The organism is Nocardiopsis camelliae, from assembly GCF_028993595.1.
In the GTDB taxonomy this organism is placed as follows: Bacteria; Actinomycetota; Actinomycetes; order Streptosporangiales; family Streptosporangiaceae; genus Nocardiopsis; species Nocardiopsis dassonvillei.
In genome coordinates, this window is record NZ_CP118614.1 from 149,676 (window position 1) to 171,404 (window position 21,729).

A 21,729-nucleotide genomic window follows, 5' to 3' on the forward strand; every position below is an offset into this window, starting at 1 on the left:
AGCGGTGCCGCGGTGGGCACGCGGGGGCACGCGGATGAGTAAGGTGGCGGCGTTGACGTGCGGCGCCCCGCTGTGGGGCGGTCCGCCGGTGAGAGAGCAAGGGTGAGGGACGCATGAGCAAGTGGGAGTACCAGACGGTGGCGCTGCTGTCGCACGCCACCAAGCAGATCCTGGACAACTGGGGCGCCGACGGCTGGGAGCTCGTCTCCGTCGTGCCTGCTCCGCTGCCGGAGGGCACCGACCCCCGCAACCAGCAGTACGTCGCGTACATGAAGCGGGAGCTGTGATGGCCACCCCCGAGGAGCGGATCGCCGAGCTGGGCCTGACCCTGCCCGAGGTGGCCGCGCCGGTCGCGTCGTACACGCCCGCGGTGCGCAGCGGCGACCACGTCTACGTGTCCGGCCAGCTGCCGTTCGTGGACGGGAAGCTCCCCGCCACGGGCAAGGTCGGCGCCGAGGTCACCCCGGAGACGGCCAAGGAGCTGGCCGCGCGGTGCGCGCTGAACGCGGTGGCCGCGGTGCGCGCCGAGATCGGCGAGCTGTCCGGCGTGGTCCGCGTGGTCAAGGTGGGCGGCTTCGTGGCCAGCACCCCCGACTTCACGGGACAGCCCGGTGTGGTGAACGGGGCCAGCGACCTGCTGGCCGAGGTCTTCGGCGAGGCCGGTGTGCACGCGCGCGCCGCCGTGGGCGTGGCCGCCCTGCCGTTGGACGCACCGGTCGAGGTTGAGATGATCGTCGAGGTCCGCTGAGCGGGTCGCCCTCTTCCGGGGCGGCGGCCCCCGTCTCGCGGCGCTCTGTCCCCGAGGAGGAGGGTACGCCGATGCGCGACGTCCCGGCAGGCGACGGCACCGGGCGAGGGGACGCGGCGCCGGACGGCTCCGCGCCCGGCGGCGCCGTCGCTCCCCGCCCGGCCGCCACGGTCATGCTCCTGCGCCCCCGCGGCGGCGTCCGGGACGGGGGCGCGGACGGCCCCGTGGAGGTCCTGCTCATGCGCAGGGTCCGCTCCATGGGGTTCGCCCCGGGCGCCTACGTCTTCCCCGGCGGCGGGGTGGACGCGCGCGACGCCGACGGCGACCTTCCCTGGACCGGCCCCGGCCCCGAGGAGTGGGCGCGCACGCTGGGCACCGACGTGCGCACGGCCCGGGCGCTGGTGTGCGCCGCGGTCCGCGAGACCTTCGAGGAGACCGGCGTCCTGCTGGCCGGCGAACCCGGGCGCGCGGGCGAGGACGCCGTCACGCTCGACACCGCCTCCGAGGATTGGGAGCGGGACCGGCTGGGGCTGATCGACCGCTCCCGCTCCTTCACCGAGGTCCTGACCCGGCGCGGCCTCTTGCTCCGCTCGGAGTGGCTGCGCGCGTGGTCGCGCTGGATCACCCCGAGGGCCGAGCCGCGCCGCTACGACACCTGGTTCTTCACGGCCGAGCTCCCCCCGGGGCAGGCCTCGCGCGACGTCGGCGGCGAGGCCGACCTCACCCGGTGGACCGACCCCGCCGCCGTCCACGGCGAGTGGGAGGCGGGCCGGATGCCGATGCTGCCGCCCACGGTCGTGAACTGCGCCGAACTCGCGGACTGCCGGACCCTCCGGGGAGTACGGGAGGCCCGACGGGATATCGTCCCCATTGAGCCGGTTGTCCGGGAGGTCGGCGGCCAGTTGCGCGTCGTGGCGCCGAACGGGGTGGACTACCCCCTCCCGAGGCCCGACGCGACCCCCTGAGGGGCCGCCGGGCGGCGGGGCCGCGCGTGCCGGACTCACCGGCCGCTCCCCGGTCCGGTTCGGCGAGCGAAGCGAGGTGCGATGAGGATCGACGGTTCCGGGACACTGCGCGCCAGCTGCGTGCTGTGCCCCAATCCCGGCCCGATGACGCTGGAGGGCACCAACACCTGGATCCTGCGGGAGCCGGGCGCGCGCGGGGTCGTGGTGGTCGACCCCGGCCCCCACGACGAACGCCACCTTGAGCGCGTGGCGCGGACCGTGCAGGAGCAGGGCGCCCAGGTGCTGATGGCCGTGGTGACCCACCGCCACCCCGACCACGGGGAGGGCGCCCGGTACTTCTCGGAGCTGACCGGAGCCCCCGTGCACGCGGTCGACCCGGGGACCAGGGTCGGCGGACGCGGCCTGTCCGACGGAGAGGTCCTGGAGGCCGACGGCCTGCGGGTGCGGGTGATCGCCACCCCCGGTCACACCGAGGACTCCGTCTGCCTCATGGTGGAGGCCGACAACACCATCCTGACCGGCGACACGGTCCTGGGCCACGGCACCACGGTGATCGACGGCGACGACGGGCTGGGCCCCTACATGGAGTCGCTGTACCGGCTGCGCTCCCTGGTGCGCGAGCACGACGTGCGCACCCTGCTGCCCGGCCACGGCCCGATCATCACGGCCCCGTCGGCGGTGCTGGACTCCTACGTCGACCACCGCGAGTCGCGCCTCGGACAGGTCCTGGACGCGGTGCGCGCGGGGGCGACCGGGGTCGAGCAGATCGTCGACCGCGTCTACCCCGACGTCACCGAGCAGATCCGGTTCGCGGCCGCCTCGTCGGTGCGCGCCCAGCTGCGCTACCTCTCGGCGCGCGGCGAACTGCCCGAGGGCGTCGAGGCCTAGACGGCGAGCGCTCCCCCGAGCCTGGGGCCGGGGCGCTGCGGCCCCCGTACTCCGGGGCGCCGGGCGCGGACGGATCCGGACACGGCTGTGGCCGCCCACCCCGCGGGGGAGCGGCCACACAGCGTTCAGGCCCGGGGAACCCCGGCACGGGGCGCGAACGTCGGCGCCCCCGGGAGTCCCCGCCCGAGGAACAAGACCTAGCGGGCGCGGCGGCGCATCCGCTCGACGTCGAGCAGGACGACGGCCTTGGCCTCGATCCGCAGCCAGCCGCGCAGGGCGAACTCGGCGAGGGCCTTGTTGACCGTCTCACGGGAGGCGCCGACCAGCTGGGCGAGCTCCTCCTGGGTGAGGTCGTGGTGGACGTGCAGTCCGTCCTCGCCCTCCTTGCCGAACTTGTCGGCCAGCTCCAGCAGCGCCTTGGCGACGCGGCCGGGCACGTCGGTGAAGACGAGGTCGGCCATCACGTCGTTGGTCCGGCGCAGGCGGGCGGCCAGCGCCTTGAGCAGCTGGAGCGACACCTGCGGGCGGCTGGACAGGAACGGGCGCAGGTCGTCGTGGCCCAGCCCCGCGAGCACCGAGTCGGTGACCGCGACGGCGCTCGCGGTGCGCGGGCGCGGGTCGAACAGCGACAGCTCGCCGAACATCTCGCTGGGGCCGAGCACCCCGAGCAGGTTCTCGCGGCCGTCCACGGCCGTGCGGGTCAGCTTCACCTTCCCGCTGAGGATGACGTACAGGCGGTCGCCCTCGTCACCCTCGCTGAACAGGGTCTGGCCGCGGCCGAGACGCACCTCGTTCACCGAGGAGCGGAGTGCGGCCGTGTCCTCCTCGTCCAGCGCCTCGAACAGAGGGGCCTTCCGCAGCACCTCGTTGATCTCGTCCACCACACGTCCTCCTAAAACCTGACCGCCAACAGTGTGACGTATATCGCACCCGGGTGTGAAACCAGGTCGTGATCCCGGCTTGTCCGCCGAGAGACAACTGCCCACAACAGCCGACGTCAGCCCCTGCGATCCTAGCCGTCATCAGTTCTGTACCAGGGCTGTCCGCGCCGCGCCACCGGACATTGGTTACATAGCTCCGTTCGTCGGCGGCGGCGCGGCCCCGCTTCCGGCCGCCGCGCGGACACGGAGACCGGGCCGGGGACCGCCCCGTTACCGGGACGCCTACCCTGTGATGATGCCCCGTGACACACCAGACGCGACCGAGCCGACGACCACGCCCACCGGTGAGAGCCGGCTCGCGCTGGTCCGCCGCGCCCGCAGGATGTACCGGGAGCTCATCGAGCTGTACCCGGACGCCCACTGCGAACTGAACTTCACGACCCCCCTGGAACTGCTGGTCGCGACGATCCTGTCCGCCCAGTGCACGGACAAGCGGGTCAACCAGGTCACCCCCGCCCTCTTCGCCCGTTACCCCGACGCGGAGGGCTACGCCTCGGCGCGGCGGGAGGAGTTGGAGGAGATGATCCGCTCGACCGGCTTCTTCCGGGCCAAGGCCAACAGCCTCATCGGACTCGGGCAGGAACTGTGTGAACGGCACGGTGGAGAGGTTCCGAGGAAACTCTCCGACCTGGTCAAACTACCCGGTGTAGGGCGAAAGACCGCAAACGTACTGCTCGGTAACGCCTTCGATGTGCCCGGTATCACCGTTGACACCCATTTCGGGCGGCTCGTCCGTCGTTTCGGGTGGACCGACGAGGAGGACCCGGTCAAGGTCGAGCACGAGATCGGCGCGCTCTTCCCGCGCCGGGACTGGACGATGCTCTCCCACCGCGTCATCTGGCACGGCCGCCGCGTCTGCCACTCCCGCAAGCCCGCGTGCGGGGCCTGCGGCCTGGCCCGCCTGTGCCCCTCCTTCGGCGAGGGGCCCACGGACACCGCCACCGCGACCAAGCTGCTGCGGATGCGCTCCTTCTCCTGAGCCCCCCGAGGCCGCCGGGGTGCGCGGGGCGCCGACCCGGTGCCGGGCGACCCCTCCGGGCGCCCGGTCGCGCGCCGGACGCCCGGGGCGGCCGGGCGGGCATCGGGAGCAGGCGCCGGGGGTTTGTACCCTGAGCACGTGAGTGTGCGCACATCGGCCCCGTCGCGGGCATCCCGGTCCGCGGCGCCCCGCATGACGGCGGTACCCCCGCCCGCCGGCGCCGGGGGAGGTCCGACGACGTGATGACTCCCCGGAAACGACGCGCTCCCTCGCGCGGCGCTCCTCCGGGCCCGGTCCCCGCGGCCCCGCGAGGAGCCCGGCGCACGGCCCCTCCGATCCACCGACGGCGCGACGACTCCCGGAACAGGTTCCCCGCATGAACTCGATCCCGCTCTGGCTGGCCGCGCTCGCGGACGCCGCCGAGACGATGACCGTGCCGCCGCCCATGCGGCCGCCCGCCGAGGGAGGGCGCGAGTCCGCCGTCCTCATCCTCTTCGGAGAGGGCCCCAGGGGCCCCGACCTCCTCCTCATCCAGCGCAGCGAGGGCCTGCGCCGCCACGCCGGACAGCCCGCCTTCCCCGGCGGCCGGATCGAGCCCTCCGACGCCTCCCCGGAGGCCGCGGCGCTGCGCGAGGCCGCCGAGGAGACCGGGCTCCTCCCCGAGGGGGTCGACGTCGTCGGCCGCCTCCCCGAGCTGTACCTGAGCTTCAGCGACTTCCGGGTGGCGCCCGTCCTGGGCTGGTGGCGCGAGCCCAGCGAGGTGCGGCCGACCGACCTGGGCGAGGTCGCCGCGGTCTCCCGCGTACCCGTCGCCGACCTCGCCGATCCGGCCAACCGGGTCAAGGTGCGCTACGGGGCCGGGCCGCGCTGGGGGCCCGGCTTCCGGGTGGAGGGAATGCTCGTGTGGGGCTTCACCGGCGCGGTGATCGACAGCCTGCTCGCCCTGGGCGGTTGGGAACTTCCCTGGCGCGACGAGGGTCTCACCGATGTGTTCGAAGCAACCCCGCAGGGCCTGCGGCCGGTCGGTTAGCGCTCACTCTTGGAGGGCAATGTGCTCGACGTGATCCTGCTCGTCCTGCTGCTGCTGTTCGCGGTGACGGGGTACCGACAGGGTTTCATCGTCGGTGTCTTCAGCTTCGCGGGCTTCGTCGGCGGGGGCGTCCTCGCCGCCCTGACGGCCCCGCAGCCCATCCAGGCGTGGGTGGAGGACCCCGGCAGGCAGGCGCTGCTGGCGATCGCCGTGGTGTTCCTGTCCGCGGCGCTCGGCCAGTTCCTGCTCTCCTACCTGGGCACCTTCGTCCGCAACAAGGTGACGTGGGACTCGGCGCGGGTCCTGGACGCCATCGGCGGCGCCCTGATCAGCGGCCTGTCGGTGCTGCTCGTGGCCTGGTTCATCGGCAGCACGGTCGCCAACTCGGCGCTGCCCTTCGTCGCGGGACAGGTCAGGGACTCGCGCATCCTCCACTCGGTGGACACGCTGATGCCCGAGGCCGCCCACAGCGGGTTCTCCACGTTCCGCCGGATCGTGGACCAGAGCGCCTTCCCGCAGGTGTTCAGCGGCCTGGGCACCGGTGAGCTCGCCGAGGTGGCGCCGCCGGACCCGGACGTGCTCACCACACCGGAGCTGATCGAGTCGAGCCGCAGCGTGGTGAAGGTGCTGGGCACCGCGCCCTCCTGCCAGCGCCGCGTGGAGGGCACCGGCTTCGCCTACGCGGAGGACCGGATCATGACCAACGCGCACGTGGTCGCCGGGGTCACCGACGACCTGCGGGTGGTCACCCGGGAGGGCTACCAGCTCGACGCCACGCTGGTGCTCTTCGACGCCCAGCAGGACTTGGCGGTGCTGCACGTGCCGGGCCTGGACCTGGAGCCGCTGGAGTTCGACCACGAGGCCCCGCAGGGCGGTGACGCGGTCGTGGCGGGCTTCCCGCGCAACAGCGGCTTCACGGCCGTCCCGGCGCGCGTCCGCGCCCGCCAGACGGCGCAGGGGCCGGACTTCTACCACTCCCAGCAGGTGAGCCGGGAGATCTACCAGGTGCGCGCCGTGGTGCGCCCGGGCAACTCCGGCGGCCCGCTGCTGTCGCCGGACGGCACCGTGTACGGGGTGGTCTTCGCCGCCGCCACGAACGAGCCCGAGACGGGCTACGTGCTCACCGCCGACGAGGTCGCGGAGAACGCCCGGAGCGGCCTGGAGAACAACGAGCAGGTCTCCTCCCAGGCCTGCGACTGACCGCGCGGCTCCGTCGTCCACAGGCCGGGTCCGGGGCTTCCGGGGGCGTGCGGGAGGCGGTTGACTGGATGTACAGGGGGCCCGGAGGCACGGTCGGCACCGTGCTGCCCGCCTTCGCTCCGGGCCCCGCGCCCCACGGCCGCTCCAGGCCCCACGGCCGCCCAGGGGCCCGCGGGCGCGTCGGCGCAGGCCTCGCGGTCACCAAGGACCCACCGTGCGTCGGTCGGCCCCGTGACGCACCGAGGGCGCCTCCCCGCGGGGAGGCGCCCTCGTGAGCGTTCGGGTACCGGCCCGGCCGACCCTAGTTGGAACTCGGGTCGGGCGAGTGCTCCGTGGCCAGCGGCCAGCTCATCCGCACCACGGTCCCCCGGTCGCTGGGGTCGATCTTCACCTCGTCGGCCAGGCCCGTGATGACCGCCAGGCCCAGCCCCGGGGAGAACCCGGAGATCCCGCCGGGAGGCGTGTCCTCACCGTCCAGGAAGAGCCCGTCGAGCAGGGACGGGTTGGCGGGCTCCTCCGTGTCCTTGGCGGGGGCACGGTCGGAGACGACGACCTCGAAACGTTGCGTCGCGCTCCCGTTGGCGCGCAGGATGCTGCTCGTGGCGTCGGTGCGGGACTCCGACGCCGGATCAGGCCCGCTGCCGTCGATCAGCTGGAGCAGGATCGGCTGTGTGGGGCAGTGCAGCTTGTGCGCCGCCACCGCCCGGGAACACGCCTCACCGACCGCCAGCCTGATCTCGTCGATCGCTGAGGCGGCGATACCCGCCCGCCGCGCCACGGTGGCGGCCATGAGCCGCGCCGTGCGCACGTGAGCGGGGAGCGCGCTGATCGTGAGCGTGATGGTTGCCATCGCTCGCTCGGGGCTACTTCGCGGAACGCTTGTCGATGGCTTCCTGCACCGAGTCGTGGATACCGAAGACCTTGGTCAGACCGGTGATCCGGAAGATCTTCAGGATGCGCTCCTGGGTGCAGACCAGGTCGAGGGTCCCGTCGTGGGCCCGGACGCGCTTGAGCCCGCCCACGAGCACACCGAGGCCCGTCGAGTCCAGGAACTCCACCTTCTCCATGTTGACCACGAGGTGGAAGTTGCCCTTGTTGACCAGGTCGATCAGCAGCTCGCGGAGCCGGGGCGCGGTATAGACATCGATCTCACCCTCAACGACGACGATCTCGGTGTCGCCCTCGGTGTAATGATCAAGCTTCAAGTCCACTAGTCCTCCAGCGCCGAACCGCGAAAAACGCGAATGATCTCTGCCGGGCGTTACCCCACCAGCACGCATTCAACCACGCGTGTCGAGTGCGTCTTCCTGTGATGCACAGAAAAACCGTGACACCGCGCCACTGTTCCCCCGGATGTCACACTGAAACCAATGTCCCAGTGCTCCACCCTTGGGTAGGAGGCGCCTGCGGGCCTCGAACGCGTACCAGTGAGGAGGGGTCTCGGATGAGCCGACCGGAGCCCGTGCTTCCCGGTGTGTGGCGTGACGATACCCGGTACCCACAGGTGACCCACATCGAGCACGTGGCCCGCAACGACGGGGTGAGCGGGGACTGGCCGGTGTGGACCGCGCCCCACCTGGTCGAACGGCTCGCCGACAGGGGGATCACGGGACCGTGGTCCCACCAGGCCGAAGCCGCCGACCTCGCACGTTCGGGCCGTGATGTGATCATAGCCACGGGCACCGCCTCGGGAAAGTCACTGGCCTTCCTCCTACCCGCTGTGGACGCGGTTGACGCGGGCGGAACCGTGCTCTACCTCTCCCCGACCAAGGCGCTCGCCCAGGATCAGCTGCGGTGGATAACGGACCTCTCCCTGCCGGGGATGCGGACAGCCGTCTATGACGGCGACACCTCGTCGGAGGAGCGCTCCTGGGTGCGCGAGCACGGCAACTACGTGCTCACCAACCCGGACATGCTGCACCACGGCATCCTGCCCCGGCACGGGGCGTGGGCGCGCTTCCTGCGTCGGCTGCGCTACGTGGTGATCGACGAGGCGCACCGATACCGGGGGGTTTTCGGTTCGCACGTCGCGCAGATCCTGCGTCGGCTGCGCCGCGTGTGCGCCCGCTACCGGTCGCGTCCGGTGTTCGTGCTCGCCTCGGCCACCTCCGGCAGCCCCGCCGAGAGCGCCACCCGGCTGACCGGTGTGCCCGTCACGGCGGTCAGCCGGGACGGTTCCCCGCGTCCGGGGATGTCCGTGGCGCTGGTGGAGCCGGAGCTGACCGACCTGACCGGCGAGCACGGGGCGCCGATCCGCAGGACGGCGCCCTCGCAGGCCGCCGAGATGCTCGCCGACCTGGTACGCGACGGTGTGCGCACCCTGGTGTTCGTCCGCTCCCGGCAGGGCGCGGAGGTGGTCGCGCTGACCACCCAGCGCCTGCTGTCCGAGCGCGGCGACCACGCCCTGGCCGGGAGGGTGGCCGCCTACAGGGGCGGATACCTGGCCTCGGAGCGCCGTGAGCTGGAGGAGGCCCTGCGCTCGGGGGAGATCCTCGGCCTGGCCAGCACCAACGCCCTGGAACTGGGGGTGGACATCAGCGGCCTGGACGCGGTGCTCATCGCCGGGTGGCCGGGGACCCTCGCGTCGCTGTGGCAGCAGGCGGGCCGCGCCGGGCGGCGCGGGGAGGACGCGCTCGCGGTGTTCATCGCCCGCGACGACCCTTTGGACACCTACCTGGCGCACCACCCTGAGGCCATTTTCGGCCGGTCCGTAGAAGCGACCGTCCTCGATCCGGAAAACCCGCACATCCTGGGGCCGCACCTGTGCGCGGCCGCCCAGGAACTGCCGATCACCAAGGGCGACTTCGACCTCTTCGGGGCGACGACCGAGGAGCGGCTCGCCGAACTCGTCGAGCGCCGCCTGCTGCGGAGGCGTCCACGGGGCTGGTTCTGGACGAGCAATGAACGTGCCAGTGACCTGGCCGATATCCGCGGGTCGGGCGGGCCGCCCGTGCAGATCGTCGACACCGGCAGCGGCCAGCTGCTCGGCGAGGTGGACGAGCCCGCCGCCCACGGCACCGTCCACCCCGGCGCGGTCTACCTGCACCAGGGGGACACGTACCTGGTCGACGACCTCGACCTCGACGAGGGAGTCGCCCTGGTCCACCCTGCGGAGCCGCCCTACAGCACGTGGGCGCGCGACACCACCGACATCACGGTCCGTTCGGTGCTGCGCCAGGAGGAGTGGCCGGGCGGGGCCACCGTGTACTTCGGTGAGGTGCAGGTGGTGCGCCAGGTGGTCGGGTTCCTGCGCAGGGACGTGCGCACCGGTTCGGTCCTGGGGGAGCAGTCGCTGGACCTGCCCGAGCGCACCCTCGACACCCGCGCGGTGTGGTGGACGCTGCCCGCCGAGGGAGAGGAGCGGCTGCGCCGGGAGGACGTGGGGCTGCTGGGCGCCGCCCACGCCGCCGAGCACGCCGCGATCGGACTGCTGCCGCTGCTGGCGACCTGCGACCGCTGGGACATCGGCGGGGTGTCCACCTCGATGCACGCTGACACCGGCAGGCTGACGGTGTTCGTCTACGACGGGTACGAGGGCGGCGCGGGCTTCGCCGAACGGGGGTACGCGGCGGCGCGCGAGTGGCTGTCCGCGACCCGCGCGGCCATCGCCGACTGCGAGTGCGACCAGGGCTGCCCGTCGTGCATCCAGTCGCCCAAGTGCGGTAACGGCAACGAGCCGTTGAGCAAGGCCGGTGCGCTGCGCCTGCTCGACGAGGTGCTCGCGGGCGGCGGGGGCTGAGGGAGAGACCCGGTGCCGTCCACAGCCTGTGGACGGAACGCGGAGGCGCGGAGGAAGTTATCCACAGGCTGGGGAGGGGACTTTCGCGTCGGCTCCGGCCCGCCGAACCTGGAGGAAGAGGGCCGGACCAGTCGGCCCCCGCCAGGAAGGCCGCCATGTCCGCTCCCGTACCAGCTCCTGCTCCCACGCTCGCTGCCGCGCGCACGTCCGCTCCCGTACCCTCGCCCGCCACAGCGCCGCCCCCGTCGGACGCCGGGATGACGACCTCCGAATACGCCTTGGATGCCGATCGGAAAAGGACGTTATAGTTTCCGCTGGTCACAGAGTTGGGGCGACCCGGAGCGTTCGGTTTTGTTCGGATGTGCTCGCCAGCGCCCGAGTGTCCGCCCTGCCCGGTAGACTCGCCGCGGTTGCTCTACTGCGAGAGCGACTCAGGTGCAACAGGCCCCCGCCCACCCGGGCGGGGGCCTGCTTGCTGTCCGGCGCCCTACTGGGCGTCGCGCTCGGCCGCGGCCAGGAACGCGGTCCAGATCCCCGGCGCGAACCCCAGATGGCCGAGCTCGCGGTTCTGGGTGTCGCGGACCCGGGTCTCAGTCGGGAGGTCGGCGACCTCCACACAGTTCTGCGACTGCGGCGTGCTGTAGGAGCTCTTGCGGTAGCGGTACTCAGGTGTCATTGGTCTTCCCATCACGGATGCCCTCGATGTACTGGGCAGACACGACGGTAGTCGATGCCGCCGCCTGCACATGGCTCCATGTTGCCGAATACTGGGCGACCGCGTCGGGGTCCTCCTCGAACAGGCCGGATCCGATGCTGTCCGTGTAGACGAGCGACGGGTCGAGGGGCTCCGCGAAGTGCAACATCGTGAACGCGACGCCCAGGCCCGGATGCGCGCCGACAGCGAACGGCAACACCTGGATATCGACGTTCGCGCTCTGGCCGATTCGCACCAGGTAGTCGAGCTGTCCGCGCATGACGTCCGGTGTGCCGATCGGTCGGCGGAGTGCGGCCTCGTCGATCACGGCCCACAGCCGCGGCGGGGAGTCGTGGCGGTGGAGGATCTCGCGGCGCGTCATCCGCGCCTCGACCTGGCGGTCGATGTGCTCCTGTGAGGTGAGCGGCCCGCCCCGGAACAGCGCCTCAGCGTACTCCGGTGTCTGGAGGAGTCCGGGCACGGTGGCGATTTCGTAGGTCTGAATGAGGTTCGCCTCGGCCTCGAAATCGGGGAGGGTGCCGGACCCGAACACGTCGCGGAAGCGCCACCACCAACCCCGTTCGCCTGCGTCGCGCGCGAGCTGGCGGAGTCCCTCGGCCTGGTCGGCGGGGATTCCGTATAGCTCGGCGAGCGCGTCGATCTGGCGAATCGGGACCTTTCGTGTCTCGGCGGTCTCGATTTTGCCAAGCGCAGCGCGGGACATTCCCGCCCGCTCCGCGGCTTCTGCGCCGGTTAGTTGAGCCTCCTCCCGCATGCGCCGGAGTTGCATGCCGAGCCGTCGGCGGCGCACGGTCGGCGAATAGGTAGGGGATCGCATGGGGTCATCGTAGCCATCTGAAAAATCCAAGAGAATCTCGCCAAACGGGTTGAGTGATCCTGGTCTCTCGTGAAGTATGTATGTGCCTGAGTCATCTCGCAGTGACTTCTACATCGGAGAGCTTCCATGGATCGGTATCTGCACCCGTCCGCCCTCACTGTCGTGCGGGAGCGCGCGGCGGCCCGACTCGCCGCCCGACGCCGACGCTCGACCCGCGTCCGCGGGTACCTCGCGGAGGTGGCCTGAATTGGACATGTACACACTCGACGACCAGCGCGACATCCTGGTCACTGCCGACGCGGTGATCGCCGACGGCCGCGAGCTCACCGGCGCCGAGGTGGGCGAGCTCCTCGCCACGCTCGACGCGGTCCGGCTCGAAACGCTCTGGCGGGAGATCCAGCGGACGCACCCGCTCGGTTCGTGGGTCCGCGGGGCCGACGGCGCCCAGGGGCCCGACCGGGTCGTCGGCTACCACCGCGGCGGCCCCGGCGCCCCGGGGCACGAGCTCGACGTCCGCACCGCGCGCGGCGAGCATCGCCGGGTGCCCGTGGCCGAGGCGTGGACGGTCCCCGCCCCCCGGGGGGAACGGTGAACGCGCTCCGGTTGCTGGCCGAGCTCCTCGGCGCGGTGTTCCGTCCGGCCCGCGGGCGGCACCGGCCGCGCCGCCCCGCCCCGCGAACGTCCCGCCCGCCCCGGCAGGCTCGCCGGACCTATCGCGGCACCACGGCCGAGGCGGAGCTCCTCGGTCGCGATCACCCGGCCTGGCGGGTCGTGGCCATCCCCGACGACGACCCGGGCACCGGCCGGTGCTACGTGGCGACCAGGGCCGCGCACACCGTGCGCGCCGCCACGGCCGAGGCGGTGCGCCGGAAAATGGCGGCCGTCGACGCCGCCCCACCCCCCGCGTTCGTTCGCCCCTACATCCGGAAGGCCATCCCATGACCCCCCACAGGCCGACCCGCGGCGCCGCGCGCGCCGCCGAGGTGGTCGGGCTCGCCCTGATCCTCCCCCCGCAGCCCCACGACCCCGACGACGTCATTTCCTGTATGCAGCGGGTCCTACGGGACGCGCTCCGAACTCCCGCGCGCGGCGATTCCCCGTCCCGCCCGCGGGCGGCCGACCCTGCCCAGGGTGTCGGCCGAGGTGGCGCCCGCACCCCGTAGCGGGCGCCACCACAGACCCCCGCGCGGTCGGGTTGCGACCCCACCGGCCGCGCGGGCCAGCCCCCGCCCCGCGGTTCACACACCACCTCGGCCGAGGTAGGAGGAGTGAGTCGACAGCCGCGGGGCGGGCCTGACGGCCGTCCCTACAGGGGGAGAGCAGGGGGAGGGACGGCCCCCGGCGCGTAAGCGTCGGGAACCGGGGCCCCAGGTGCGACCTGGGGCCCCTCTGCCACACCACGCACGATCACGCATAGCGACCGGGGGGACGCAATGCACCACTTCATCCTGTACACCGACCTGTGGCTCACCGACGACCAGGTCGCCCGCTACCGGCTCCTCCGCGAACTCCCGCCCGACGCCGAGCTCCGGCCCGCGCTCGCCCAGCACGTACACGAGGAGGTCGCCGGACTCGGCGCGCTCGACGACCTGTGGGAGTCCCGCACCCGGTGACCGGATCCGGCCACCGTACCCAGGGCCCCGGCCGTACAGGAAGGATGGACCCATGACCTCAACAGACCTCGTTGTTGTACGCCTCGTCGGCGGCCCCGCCTGCTGGCACCACCAAGCCCTCACGGGCGTCTACACCCGCGCAGACATCGAGGAGCCACCGCTCGACGACCTCGGCACACTCTTGGTGGTCGACGGCGCCCAGCTCCCGCCCCGCGGGGACGACGAAGATGAAGCACCGCGTGCCCACTACGCGCCCGCGCCGGACGGGGACCGGTACACGTGGCACTTCGTCGGCTGGGTGCCCTGGTCGCCGTCGGACCCGGCCCCGGAGTCCTATCTCCCGGGCTGACCCCGGACACGCGAAAACGCCCCCGCCCTCCCCGTACAGGGAGAGCGGGGGCGTTCGTCATGCGGCGAGCGGCACCCCCCACCCGACGGGCCCGACGGCGGTCGGGTACCGGGCGGCGTTGAGCTCCTGGTCGAGCGCCGCGCGCGCGGACGGGCCCATGATCCCGTCCACCACCAGGCCGTGACCGGTCTGTAGAGCCTGCACGGCCGTCGACATCTCGGCCCCATAGAACCCGTCGGCGCCCCACTGCGGCAACTCATACCCGGCGGCCATGAGGTCTTCCTGTGCGAGCACGACCCACGGCCCCGACGCGGTGTACCCGGGAGTCGACGCGGGCCCGATGATGCCGGATCCGAGCCACTCGCCCTCACCCACGCGGAGGGTATCGACCCACGCGCGCGACCCTGCGGCGGCGAGCGCGCGCACGGTCGTCAGGGTGCCCGTGTACGCCACTGACGCCTCATAGTCCGGCGCCGTCACCAACGGGTTCACGTAGGTGATCCGGTACGTCGCCGTCCCGGCCGACGCGGACACCTCGACGCGGACCAGGCGGTCGCGGGTCGCCGAGGCGACCGCCGAGGAGACTGTCGCGCCGCCCAGGGTGAGCCCCCCGGACGTCGACCACACCGCCGACGGATGCCCGGCGGAGGTCCCGCCGACGGACAGGGTCACGGCGGCGCCGGTCGGTACCCACACGTACACCGCCACGGACAGCGCGTCGCGCGTCCCCGTCGAGCGGGTGACCGAGGAGGAGGTCGAGGAGACGGGCGAGCCGAGCCGCAGACACGGCCACCCGGCGGACCCTGGGCGCACGTCGTAGGCGACGTGTCCGGCGACGGTCGACCACGGGTCGCCGTGTGCGTCGCTGTTCGCCACGGTGACCAGGTGCCCGCCTCGGCCATGGCACGTGTTCTGTCGGATGATCGCCACGGGTCACACCACCCGCACCGTGACCGTGAGCGCGAGCGCGGCGGCGTCGCCCTGGGCGACCGCGACCGTCAGGTACTCGCCGTCGGCGACCGCCGCGCCGAGGTCGACGGCGGCGGCGTTGCTGCCCGCGGGGATGGTCACCGTTCCGACCGAGGTCCCGCCTCGGCGCACCTCGACGGCGATCGCCGAGGAGGAGGTCGAGGAGACGCTCGCGTGCGCGCGCGTGACCGTGCGCGCGGCCCCGGTGGTGTTGTACATCCGGTGTAGCGCGGCCCCGGGAGCGGTCGCTCCGGCGTGCGGCGCTGACCAGGTCCACGCGGTGTCGCCGGGCGGTCCGGCGGGCCCCTGTTCGCCGTCGGCGCCGGGCGCACCGGCCGGACCATCCGGGCCCTGGTCGCCGTCGACACCGGCCGGGCCCTGGGGACCGACCAGCGACGCGAGCCACTCCTCGACCGTGCCCACGAACCCGCCCGCGACGGCGGCGTCGTAGGCGGACGCGCCGTCGGCACCGGCCGGGCCCTGGGCGCCGTCGACCCCGTCGTCGCCGGGCGGACCCTGTTCGCCATCCGCGCCGGGAGCGCCGTCCGCACCGGCCGGGCCCTGGGGACCGACCAGGCTGGCGAGCCACTCCTCGACGGTCCCCGTGTAGCCGTCGGCGACGGCGAGCGCGTAGGCGGACGCGCCGTCGGCGCCGTCCTCCCCGGGCGGACCCTGCTCGCCGACGACGTCGGGGAGCTGGGCGGCGGGTACCACGCCGTCGGCGTCGAGCTCGGCGACGCCGCCCGGGGCGCCGAGGAGGCCCAGACCGAGCGCGTCGACGTCGGCCGCGGACAAGGACACGTGCCCAGTCTTCGCGTTCACCGACCACACGATCGGCACGTCGGGAAGCGGCGGCGGCTCCAGCGGCGGTGTACGCGTCGACAGGTCGATCGGCCCCCCGGCCGCGGGCGCCAGCAGAGAGAACGAGTAGGAGCTCGCCCCGGTGATCGTGACCGTCACCGTGTACGCCCACGGGCCCCCGCTGATGTCCGGATCATCGGTCGCGGGCACCTCGGCGCGCATGGCGCCGTCCGCGTCGAGGGGGAGCACCACAGGCGTACCCATGATCACGGTCGAGTGAGCCGGAGACACGAGCCGGGGCACGCTCGGCTGCAGGGTCACGGTCCCGGACGCGGGCGTGCCGGAGAGCAGCACCCACCGGCCGAAGAGCTCGACCCGATCGAAGTCGGGCGGGAGATTGAGGATGGACACCTCGGCCACGGGCTACGCCCCCTGCTCGACGTCGAGCTCGCCGCGGCGGCGGCTCGGCACCAGGTAGCCGACGGCGAACGCGGCCAGGCCGACCGCGGCGGCGGCCACGTCGGCGGGCAGCGGGTGACCGAGGAGCCCGGCGACGTAGACGAGCACGGTCACAGCCAGACCGGCGGCGCCAGCGGCGCCGACCTTGCGCTCGGGCAGGTAGCGGGTCGGGTCCTTCGGGGCGGCATGCATGAGGGAGTCCTCCAGGTGGAGACGGGAAGCGCCCCGGGCGCGGGTGCCCGGGGCGCGGTTACTGTGGGTTTTGCCGGCGACCACCACACGGTGACGGCGGCCAGGTCAGAGAGTCAGGTAATGGGGGCGGTCCACAGCACGGGCCACGTGGCCGAACCGGTGAGCCCGTCGGACACGAGCCCCTTCTCCCGCTGGAACGCCTCGACGGTTCCGGCGGTCATCTCGCCGTACCGACCGTCGACCGTGATCCCCCACCCGCGGTCGCGTAGGCGCCGCTGGATCTGCTCGACGTGCGGCCGGTCCGACGGCCAGTAGAACCCGCTGTGGTTGCGGGAGTCGGACGACGGCGGCCCGAACCAGTGCCCGGCCGGGAGCGGGAACGCGTAGGGCGGCGCCTCGCCGGGGCGCGTCGGCCGGGGCGCCGAGGAACCCCCGCCGGAGGAGTCCCCCGACCCGCCACCGGACGCGCCGGGGGTGAGCTTCCCAGCGCGCAGGAGCGCGTACAGCGGCCCACCCGGGCACGACGTCGCGTAGCCGTCCCGGTGGCCCTTGACCTCCGAGCCGTGGCCACGGGCGCGGGTGTAGGCGACTGCCTCACGTGTCGCGGCGACCTGGTCCTCGGTCGGCTCGGTGTGACCGGACGAACCGACGAGCACCAACACCGCCTGGTGGCCGGAGTTGAGTCCGGCGCCGTTGGCCGCGGGGAGCTTGCCGACCCCCCGCCACTCGAACATGAGGTACCGGCCGTCGTCGTCGCGGTGTCCGCACACGCAGGCGTTGTAGCCGCCCCAGGTCCAGCCCTGGGCGAGGTGGCCGTCGACGTACCCGCGCATCCGGCGGAGACACTCGTCGTGGTCGGTCACGACCCGCGTCGACAGCGACCCGCCCGTGTAGTGGACCTTGACGCCGCGGGTGCGGCCGACGGTGGTGAACGCGCCGTCGCTGATCTGTCGGTGTGCCCACTGTTCGCGGGGCACGTAGCGGATGGCCATGTACAGACTCCAGACATGGGGAAGCCCCGGCCGGTCGGCCGGGGCGGGCGGTTTCAGATTTGGGACCGCGGCTGAGGCGGTCAGGCGGTGGTGCGCAGGAACGCGAGGATCACACCGACGACCAGGGCCCCGGCGGCGGCGAGCAGCGCACCCCAGATCATGCGGCGATCGGCCGCGCGGTCCTGGGCGACACGCACCCGCTCGGCGTCGGCGCCGTCCTTGGCGACCTTGGCGTCCGTGCGCAGGTTGGCGACCTCGGCGCCGAGCCGGTCGAGGCGCTCCTCCTGTAGGCGCTTGTCCGCTTCGTACACCTCGACGGACACCCGCTCGCCGAGCTCGGATTTCAGGTCGGCGAATCCCCGCCGCATCTCGTCACGGATCAGGCCGAGCAGCTCCCCGAGATGGGTGTAGTTCGGATCGGTCACCGCTCGCCCTCCTCGGCCCAGTCGGCGTCGTCGGCGGTCGCCACCTCGAAGCGGGGCATCCGGTCGAGGCGGTCGCGGAGCTCGGCGAGCTCGGCGGCCTGGCGCTCGACGACGTCGCGGAGGAATGCCGTCTGGTCGGCCGGGTCGGCGTCCGGCCCGGGGTCGGCGACGGTGGTCTCGGCGGTCCGGGCGAACGTCGTCGGCGCCGAGGAGCTCGCCGCCGCGGCGGCGGCGCTCTGGTAGACGGCGACGGTCCCGTCAGCGCGGGCGCGGACCGTGGCCAGCGCCGCCCCGGTAGCGGAGTAGCAGGCGAGCACCGCCCCGTCGGTGTCGGTGCGGGCGACCCCGTAGGGGGAGGAACCCCCGGCGTAGCCGCTGCGGATCTCGGCCTCACCGATGGCGTACAGGTGCGCGCCGTCCGCGCGGAGCTCCATCCGCGCGCGGCCCGCCCCGCCCTCGGTCACGATCGCGCGCACGTAGGCGGACTCGGCGCCGCCGCCGACAGAGATCCCGCCGAACTCGTGATCGTCGGTGGTGCGGAGCGCGCTGCCCAGACCGACGCTGTCGGCCTGGCCGACGAGGAACCCGTCGCCGCCCGCCGAGGCGATCCGCACATGCGGGAGCACGCCCGCGCTGTCGTCGCCCGGGTCGATGGTGATCTGTGCGCCGACCTGGGGGCCGATGATGATGGACGCGGTGCGGATGGCGGCGTACCGGACACGGGTCTGTGCGGCGGTGTACGCGGCGCGCACACCGGCCTGTAGCCCCCGGACGGTCGTCGACCAGTCCGGCGGGTACGCGGGCCTGGGCATGGTAGGTCACCCCCTGTTCTGGGCTGTGGTTGTGGTGGTCGCGGGGTGGCCGCTGGGTTCCTCGAAGATGAGGCGGGCGCGCTCCTGCCCGCTCGCGCGGGATACCGGGGTGACCTCGACGCCGACGATCCGCCAGCGGTGCGAGAACGTCGGCCGCCCGCTGGCAAGCGGGAACCAGTCGTTCACGAGCGTGATGCTCGCCGAGTCGCCGAGCCTGTTCGGGGAGAACGACGTCGCGTCGCCGAGGCGCACCTCGACCTGTGGAATCCGGAGCATCCCGGACCGCCGCTCTGCCCACCACCGGGCGTAGGCGTCGAGCGTGGCCACCGACGTGACGCCCTGGTAGTCGACCGTGCGGTCGAGGAGCGGCCACCCGGCCGCGCGGTATCGGGGGTCCTCCCAGATACCGGAGAGCAGCGGCTCCGACTCCGCGGACAGGTCGTCGTTGGGGGTGTCGCCGCGGGCCTGCCACGACGTCGCGACGTCGGTCGCGTCGGCCGGGTACGACCAGCCGACGACGTTCCCCGGCTGTGCGAAGTGGTGGTCCGTGGCGTCCTGGCCGAGGCGCCCGTCGACGACGAACTCCCGGCGGCGCACGCCCTGGGCGTCGCGGAACACTCGGATCATCCATTCGGGCCCGCCGATCACCTCGGAGAGCTCGGCCAGCCGATCCCCGTAGGTCGCCGCCGCGCTGGCCCGGTACTCCCGGTCGCGCGGCGTTCCGGCCGGACCGGCGGCGATACCGAGCCCGATCGTCCCGTGAGACTCCATGTCGGCGACCAGGTCCCGGGCGATGTCGCGGTCGCCCACCTGGGCGTACACCAGGTCGCGCCGGATCTCCCGGTGACTGAGGTACGACTCCAGCGACGCGCCCTGTAGGGGCACGGTGATCCGGCCCCGGTCGTCGCCCTGGGGGGTGCCCTGCCAGACGACGTAGGTCCCCCACAGGTCCCCGCCCCGGTCGATGTGCACCACCGTGCGGCCCGGCCCGCGGTCGAGGTCGCCGGGCGCGCGCGGGATGACCTTCGCGACGGCGTCGGCAGTCTGGCGGTCGGTCACGTGCGCCGTCGCCCGGAATGACCCCGCCTGGCAGATGCGCCGGTCGAACGTCACGTCGGATAGGTCGAGCTCGACCAAGTCGCGATCGGTGACCAGGTCCGCGAAGACGTACCGGTACCGGGCGGTCACGACGTCCACCAGGACGCGTTGTCGGCCGACACCCACGACGGGTCGTACAGCGCATACCCCCGGATGGTGCCGTCGGCGCGCACCTCGACGCGCGCCGAGTTGTACCCGCCCGACTGCGTCGCGGCGGTCGACCAGCGCGCCAGACGCACCGGCTCAAAGCCCGCGGGGACCTGGCCGAGGTCGGTGTCGTTGATCGGCCGGGCACAGGTGAACGTGCCCCTCATGTAGACCAAGCCGTTCGCCGTCCGGCAGAGCTCGACCGGGTCGGACCCGTGGGTAATCCCAGACGTCAGTTGGGCCTGCACCCACGGCCCCGGCTGCGGCTGGAAGATCCCGCCGAGCGCGTCATACAGCGGTTGGCCAGCGACGGGCGTCCACCCGGACGGGAGCCTCATGTACAGGCCATCCGTCGCGGCCACGTGGACAAGCGTCCCGCCCCTGACGGCGGCGAGCCTGTTCCTGGCGGCCATGTCCGGGACAGCGATCACGCCCCCGTGCGTCGACGTGTACGTGCGCCGGTCGGCGACCGCCGACGTCCACGGCACGCCCCCGGTGCCGACGCTGGCGCCCTGGGGGACGGTGACATCGTGCAGCGGGAGCACGGTCGCGTCGGTAGCGGGGTCGACGACGCGCACCTCGGCGACCACGGCCCCGGTGGCGTCGTACACGTCGTCGTGCACGACCACGCCCAGGACGTCGACGCGGTCGCCGACGGCGTCGCCGTCGAGGAGCTCGACCTCCTCCGCATCGGTCGACACGACCAGGTATGGGCCCTGTGTCGGGGAGGAGGCACCGGGGACGACGGCCGCGAACGCTCCGACGGTCGCCGTCATGCCGCTACCCGTCAGGGCGCCGGGGTCGCCACCCCCGCCGAGGAGGCCGGGGCGCCGGTCGAGCGTCCACGCGGTGTCGACGCCGCCGAGGAGCGCGCCGACCAACAGCCTGTGGTCCTCCAGCGTGGTCACGCCGGATTCGAGCGCGAGCGCGCGCACGGTCATAGGTTCGTTCCCTTCACAGGTAGGCGTCTCGCCAGCGGACTACGGCCGAGGAGCCGGGCCCGGCCGCCAGCGGCCGGAACTGGATCGCCGCCGCGCCGGGCGGGAGCGTCCACGCCTCGACGGGCACGCTGGCGGGGGTGCGGGTGTACAGGCGGTCGGCGCTGCCGGACAGGAGCACCGTCCCCGCGTCGCAGTCGACGACGAGCGTCTCGGCCTGGGCGAGTGTGAGCGCGAACTCCAGAGCACGCCCGGTCGCGCGGTTGACGATCTGCGGCCGGTCGCACGGCCCGGTGATCGTGACCACGGGGTGAGCCCCGGTGGTGCCCTGGTTGGTGAGCGTCGCCGCGCCGCCCGTCATGGGCGCCCCGTAGTCGAGCGGGTAGCCGAGCGGGTAGTCGAGCCCGTCGGCGGGACGGACCGGCGCGAGGATCTCGCGCGTGTGCTCCTCGACGCTGTAGCGGCGCGGATCCGGGCACGTCCATTGCAGGGTGTACGGGATGAGGCCGAGTCTCGCCCCCTTCGCCAACGGCATGAGCCGCTGCGTTGGTCGCGCCCACGCGAGGAGCTCCTCGCCCCAAGCGTTGACCGCGAGCGGGAGGAGCTCGGCGTCGTCGGCGACCCGCGTCGCCGACCGGAGCGCCGCCACCATGGCGGGCACCTGCGAGCGTCGGCAGGCGAGCTGCCCGGCGAGCGTGACCACGCGCGGCTGCGCGAGATCCCGCCCGCCCCACGCCCCATGACGCGACGGGCGAGCCACGTCCCCACTGTCGAGCCCGGGGAGGTCTTCCCACCCGTCGAGTTGGCCCCACCGCCATGGCGTACCGGCGCCGAGCAGCAGCCCGCCCCAGGACACCTGTCCCGGAGCGAGCGCCGCCCGCATCATCCGCGCGGAGTCGTCGTCAGGCACCG

25 protein-coding genes are annotated in these 21,729 nt (G+C 73.1%); 11 read left to right on the forward strand and 14 right to left on the reverse strand.

Annotated features, from left to right (window positions below; all coding sequences use genetic code 11):
* Window positions 1-113: 113 nt before the first annotated feature.
* The 4 genes from sp36 to PV789_RS00650 all read left to right on the forward strand — a co-directional run bounded on the left by sp36 (window position 114) and on the right by PV789_RS00650 (window position 2,601).
* Window positions 114-287, forward strand: coding sequence for a Sp36 family protein (sp36, locus tag PV789_RS00635; protein WP_013156298.1), 174 nt, complete (start codon window positions 114-116; stop codon window positions 285-287).
* Window positions 287-748: a RidA family protein gene (locus PV789_RS00640; RefSeq protein ID WP_274975681.1), complete on the forward strand. Its 462-nt coding sequence runs from the start codon at window positions 287-289 to the stop codon at window positions 746-748. The genes sp36 and PV789_RS00640 overlap by 1 nt, the downstream gene beginning before the upstream one ends.
* A 71-nt stretch (window positions 749-819) precedes the next feature.
* Window positions 820-1,713, forward strand: coding sequence for an NUDIX hydrolase (locus PV789_RS00645; RefSeq protein WP_274975682.1), 894 nt, complete (start codon window positions 820-822; stop codon window positions 1,711-1,713).
* Between the two features lie 81 nt (window positions 1,714-1,794).
* The gene (locus tag PV789_RS00650) at window positions 1,795-2,601 is read left to right on the forward strand and encodes an MBL fold metallo-hydrolase (protein ID WP_274975683.1); all 807 of its coding nucleotides are present in this window, start codon (window positions 1,795-1,797) and stop codon (window positions 2,599-2,601) included.
* Between the two features lie 197 nt (window positions 2,602-2,798).
* On the opposite strand, the gene PV789_RS00655 is transcribed toward PV789_RS00650, so the two are convergent.
* A complete protein-coding gene (locus PV789_RS00655) occupies window positions 2,799-3,485 on the reverse strand; it encodes a Crp/Fnr family transcriptional regulator (RefSeq protein ID WP_013156302.1) in 687 nt (228 codons plus the stop codon).
* Window positions 3,486-3,774: 289 nt separating this feature from the next.
* On the opposite strand from PV789_RS00655, the gene nth reads away from it, so the two are divergent.
* From nth to PV789_RS00670, 3 genes are all read left to right on the forward strand, one after another.
* On the forward strand, window positions 3,775-4,521 hold the full coding sequence (gene nth / locus PV789_RS00660; RefSeq protein WP_013156303.1) for an endonuclease III: 747 nt from the start codon (window positions 3,775-3,777) through the stop codon (window positions 4,519-4,521).
* 376 nt (window positions 4,522-4,897) lie between these two features.
* Window positions 4,898-5,551, forward strand: a complete 654-nt coding sequence (locus PV789_RS00665; protein WP_274975684.1) for an NUDIX hydrolase — start codon at window positions 4,898-4,900, stop codon at window positions 5,549-5,551.
* A 21-nt stretch (window positions 5,552-5,572) separates the two neighbouring features.
* Complete coding sequence (locus PV789_RS00670) at window positions 5,573-6,751, forward strand: MarP family serine protease (RefSeq protein ID WP_274975685.1); 1,179 nt, start codon at window positions 5,573-5,575, stop codon at window positions 6,749-6,751.
* 301 nt (window positions 6,752-7,052) lie between these two features.
* Here the strand turns inward: PV789_RS00670 and PV789_RS00675 are convergent, their stop codons facing one another.
* The gene (locus PV789_RS00675; RefSeq protein WP_013156306.1) at window positions 7,053-7,601 is read right to left on the reverse strand and encodes an ATP-binding protein; all 549 of its coding nucleotides are present in this window, start codon (window positions 7,599-7,601) and stop codon (window positions 7,053-7,055) included.
* A gap of 13 nt (window positions 7,602-7,614) precedes the next feature.
* Window positions 7,615-7,962, reverse strand: a complete 348-nt coding sequence (locus tag PV789_RS00680) for an STAS domain-containing protein (protein WP_013156307.1) — start codon at window positions 7,960-7,962, stop codon at window positions 7,615-7,617.
* A 233-nt stretch (window positions 7,963-8,195) separates the two neighbouring features.
* On the opposite strand from PV789_RS00680, the gene PV789_RS00685 reads away from it, so the two are divergent.
* Window positions 8,196-10,490 (forward strand): DEAD/DEAH box helicase, encoded by a 2,295-nt coding sequence (locus tag PV789_RS00685; protein WP_274975686.1) that lies wholly within the window; start codon window positions 8,196-8,198, stop codon window positions 10,488-10,490.
* Between the two features lie 487 nt (window positions 10,491-10,977).
* Here PV789_RS00685 and PV789_RS00690 read toward each other — a convergent pair whose 3' ends face one another.
* Together PV789_RS00690 and PV789_RS00695 are read right to left on the reverse strand one after the other, a co-directional pair.
* A complete protein-coding gene (locus tag PV789_RS00690; RefSeq protein WP_274975687.1) occupies window positions 10,978-11,166 on the reverse strand; it encodes a DUF397 domain-containing protein in 189 nt (62 codons plus the stop codon).
* Window positions 11,156-12,022 (reverse strand): helix-turn-helix domain-containing protein, encoded by an 867-nt coding sequence (locus tag PV789_RS00695; protein ID WP_274975688.1) that lies wholly within the window; start codon window positions 12,020-12,022, stop codon window positions 11,156-11,158. The genes PV789_RS00690 and PV789_RS00695 overlap by 11 nt, the downstream gene beginning before the upstream one ends.
* A 253-nt stretch (window positions 12,023-12,275) precedes the next feature.
* Between PV789_RS00695 and PV789_RS00700 the strand changes: the two genes are divergently transcribed.
* From PV789_RS00700 to PV789_RS00710, 3 genes are all read left to right on the forward strand, one after another.
* Complete coding sequence (locus PV789_RS00700; RefSeq protein ID WP_274975689.1) at window positions 12,276-12,614, forward strand: hypothetical protein; 339 nt, start codon at window positions 12,276-12,278, stop codon at window positions 12,612-12,614.
* An 841-nt stretch (window positions 12,615-13,455) separates the two neighbouring features.
* On the forward strand, window positions 13,456-13,635 hold the full coding sequence (locus PV789_RS00705; protein ID WP_274975690.1) for a hypothetical protein: 180 nt from the start codon (window positions 13,456-13,458) through the stop codon (window positions 13,633-13,635).
* Window positions 13,636-13,687: 52 nt separating this feature from the next.
* A complete protein-coding gene (locus PV789_RS00710) occupies window positions 13,688-13,984 on the forward strand; it encodes a hypothetical protein (RefSeq protein WP_274975691.1) in 297 nt (98 codons plus the stop codon).
* Window positions 13,985-14,041: 57 nt separating this feature from the next.
* On the opposite strand, the gene PV789_RS00715 is transcribed toward PV789_RS00710, so the two are convergent.
* The 9 genes from PV789_RS00715 to PV789_RS00755 all read right to left on the reverse strand — a co-directional run bounded on the left by PV789_RS00715 (window position 14,042) and on the right by PV789_RS00755 (window position 21,727).
* Window positions 14,042-14,914, reverse strand: coding sequence for a peptidoglycan-binding protein (locus PV789_RS00715; protein ID WP_274975692.1), 873 nt, complete (start codon window positions 14,912-14,914; stop codon window positions 14,042-14,044).
* Window positions 14,915-14,917: 3 nt separating this feature from the next.
* Window positions 14,918-16,174: a collagen-like domain-containing protein gene (locus PV789_RS00720; RefSeq protein WP_274975693.1), complete on the reverse strand. Its 1,257-nt coding sequence runs from the start codon at window positions 16,172-16,174 to the stop codon at window positions 14,918-14,920.
* Window positions 16,175-16,177: 3 nt separating this feature from the next.
* Window positions 16,178-16,405 (reverse strand): hypothetical protein, encoded by a 228-nt coding sequence (locus PV789_RS00725; RefSeq protein WP_274975694.1) that lies wholly within the window; start codon window positions 16,403-16,405, stop codon window positions 16,178-16,180.
* Window positions 16,406-16,518: 113 nt separating this feature from the next.
* Entirely contained in the window at window positions 16,519-17,397 is an 879-nt protein-coding gene (locus tag PV789_RS00730) for a peptidoglycan recognition protein family protein (RefSeq protein ID WP_274975695.1), read from the reverse strand.
* 80 nt (window positions 17,398-17,477) lie between these two features.
* Complete coding sequence (locus tag PV789_RS00735; protein ID WP_274975696.1) at window positions 17,478-17,822, reverse strand: hypothetical protein; 345 nt, start codon at window positions 17,820-17,822, stop codon at window positions 17,478-17,480.
* On the reverse strand, window positions 17,819-18,634 hold the full coding sequence (locus PV789_RS00740) for a hypothetical protein (RefSeq protein ID WP_274975697.1): 816 nt from the start codon (window positions 18,632-18,634) through the stop codon (window positions 17,819-17,821). Before PV789_RS00740 ends, PV789_RS00735 begins: the two co-directional genes overlap by 4 nt.
* 6 nt (window positions 18,635-18,640) lie before the next feature.
* On the reverse strand, window positions 18,641-19,831 hold the full coding sequence (locus PV789_RS00745) for a hypothetical protein (RefSeq protein ID WP_274975698.1): 1,191 nt from the start codon (window positions 19,829-19,831) through the stop codon (window positions 18,641-18,643).
* Complete coding sequence (locus tag PV789_RS00750) at window positions 19,819-20,820, reverse strand: hypothetical protein (protein ID WP_274975699.1); 1,002 nt, start codon at window positions 20,818-20,820, stop codon at window positions 19,819-19,821. The genes PV789_RS00745 and PV789_RS00750 overlap by 13 nt, the downstream gene beginning before the upstream one ends.
* 13 nt (window positions 20,821-20,833) lie before the next feature.
* Window positions 20,834-21,727: a phage distal tail protein gene (locus tag PV789_RS00755; protein ID WP_274975700.1), complete on the reverse strand. Its 894-nt coding sequence runs from the start codon at window positions 21,725-21,727 to the stop codon at window positions 20,834-20,836.
* Window positions 21,728-21,729 lie beyond the last annotated feature (2 nt).

Coding starts and splice junctions, on each gene's coding strand:
- sp36 (WP_013156298.1), top strand. CDS start 114: ATGAGCAAGTGGGAGTACCAGACGGTGGCGCTGCTGTCGCACGCCACC.
- PV789_RS00640 (WP_274975681.1), top strand. CDS start 287: ATGGCCACCCCCGAGGAGCGGATCGCCGAGCTGGGCCTGACCCTGCCC.
- PV789_RS00645 (WP_274975682.1), top strand. CDS start 820: ATGCGCGACGTCCCGGCAGGCGACGGCACCGGGCGAGGGGACGCGGCG.
- PV789_RS00650 (WP_274975683.1), top strand. CDS start 1,795: ATGAGGATCGACGGTTCCGGGACACTGCGCGCCAGCTGCGTGCTGTGC.
- nth (WP_013156303.1), top strand. CDS start 3,775: ATGATGCCCCGTGACACACCAGACGCGACCGAGCCGACGACCACGCCC.
- PV789_RS00665 (WP_274975684.1), top strand. CDS start 4,898: ATGAACTCGATCCCGCTCTGGCTGGCCGCGCTCGCGGACGCCGCCGAG.
- PV789_RS00675 (WP_013156306.1), bottom strand. CDS start 7,601: ATGGCAACCATCACGCTCACGATCAGCGCGCTCCCCGCTCACGTGCGC.
- PV789_RS00685 (WP_274975686.1), top strand. CDS start 8,196: ATGAGCCGACCGGAGCCCGTGCTTCCCGGTGTGTGGCGTGACGATACC.
- PV789_RS00690 (WP_274975687.1), bottom strand. CDS start 11,166: ATGACACCTGAGTACCGCTACCGCAAGAGCTCCTACAGCACGCCGCAG.
- PV789_RS00695 (WP_274975688.1), bottom strand. CDS start 12,022: ATGCGATCCCCTACCTATTCGCCGACCGTGCGCCGCCGACGGCTCGGC.
- PV789_RS00700 (WP_274975689.1), top strand. CDS start 12,276: ATGTACACACTCGACGACCAGCGCGACATCCTGGTCACTGCCGACGCG.
- PV789_RS00705 (WP_274975690.1), top strand. CDS start 13,456: ATGCACCACTTCATCCTGTACACCGACCTGTGGCTCACCGACGACCAG.
- PV789_RS00710 (WP_274975691.1), top strand. CDS start 13,688: ATGACCTCAACAGACCTCGTTGTTGTACGCCTCGTCGGCGGCCCCGCC.
- PV789_RS00725 (WP_274975694.1), bottom strand. CDS start 16,405: ATGCATGCCGCCCCGAAGGACCCGACCCGCTACCTGCCCGAGCGCAAG.
- PV789_RS00730 (WP_274975695.1), bottom strand. CDS start 17,397: ATGGCCATCCGCTACGTGCCCCGCGAACAGTGGGCACACCGACAGATC.
- PV789_RS00740 (WP_274975697.1), bottom strand. CDS start 18,634: ATGCCCAGGCCCGCGTACCCGCCGGACTGGTCGACGACCGTCCGGGGG.
- PV789_RS00750 (WP_274975699.1), bottom strand. CDS start 20,820: ATGACCGTGCGCGCGCTCGCGCTCGAATCCGGCGTGACCACGCTGGAG.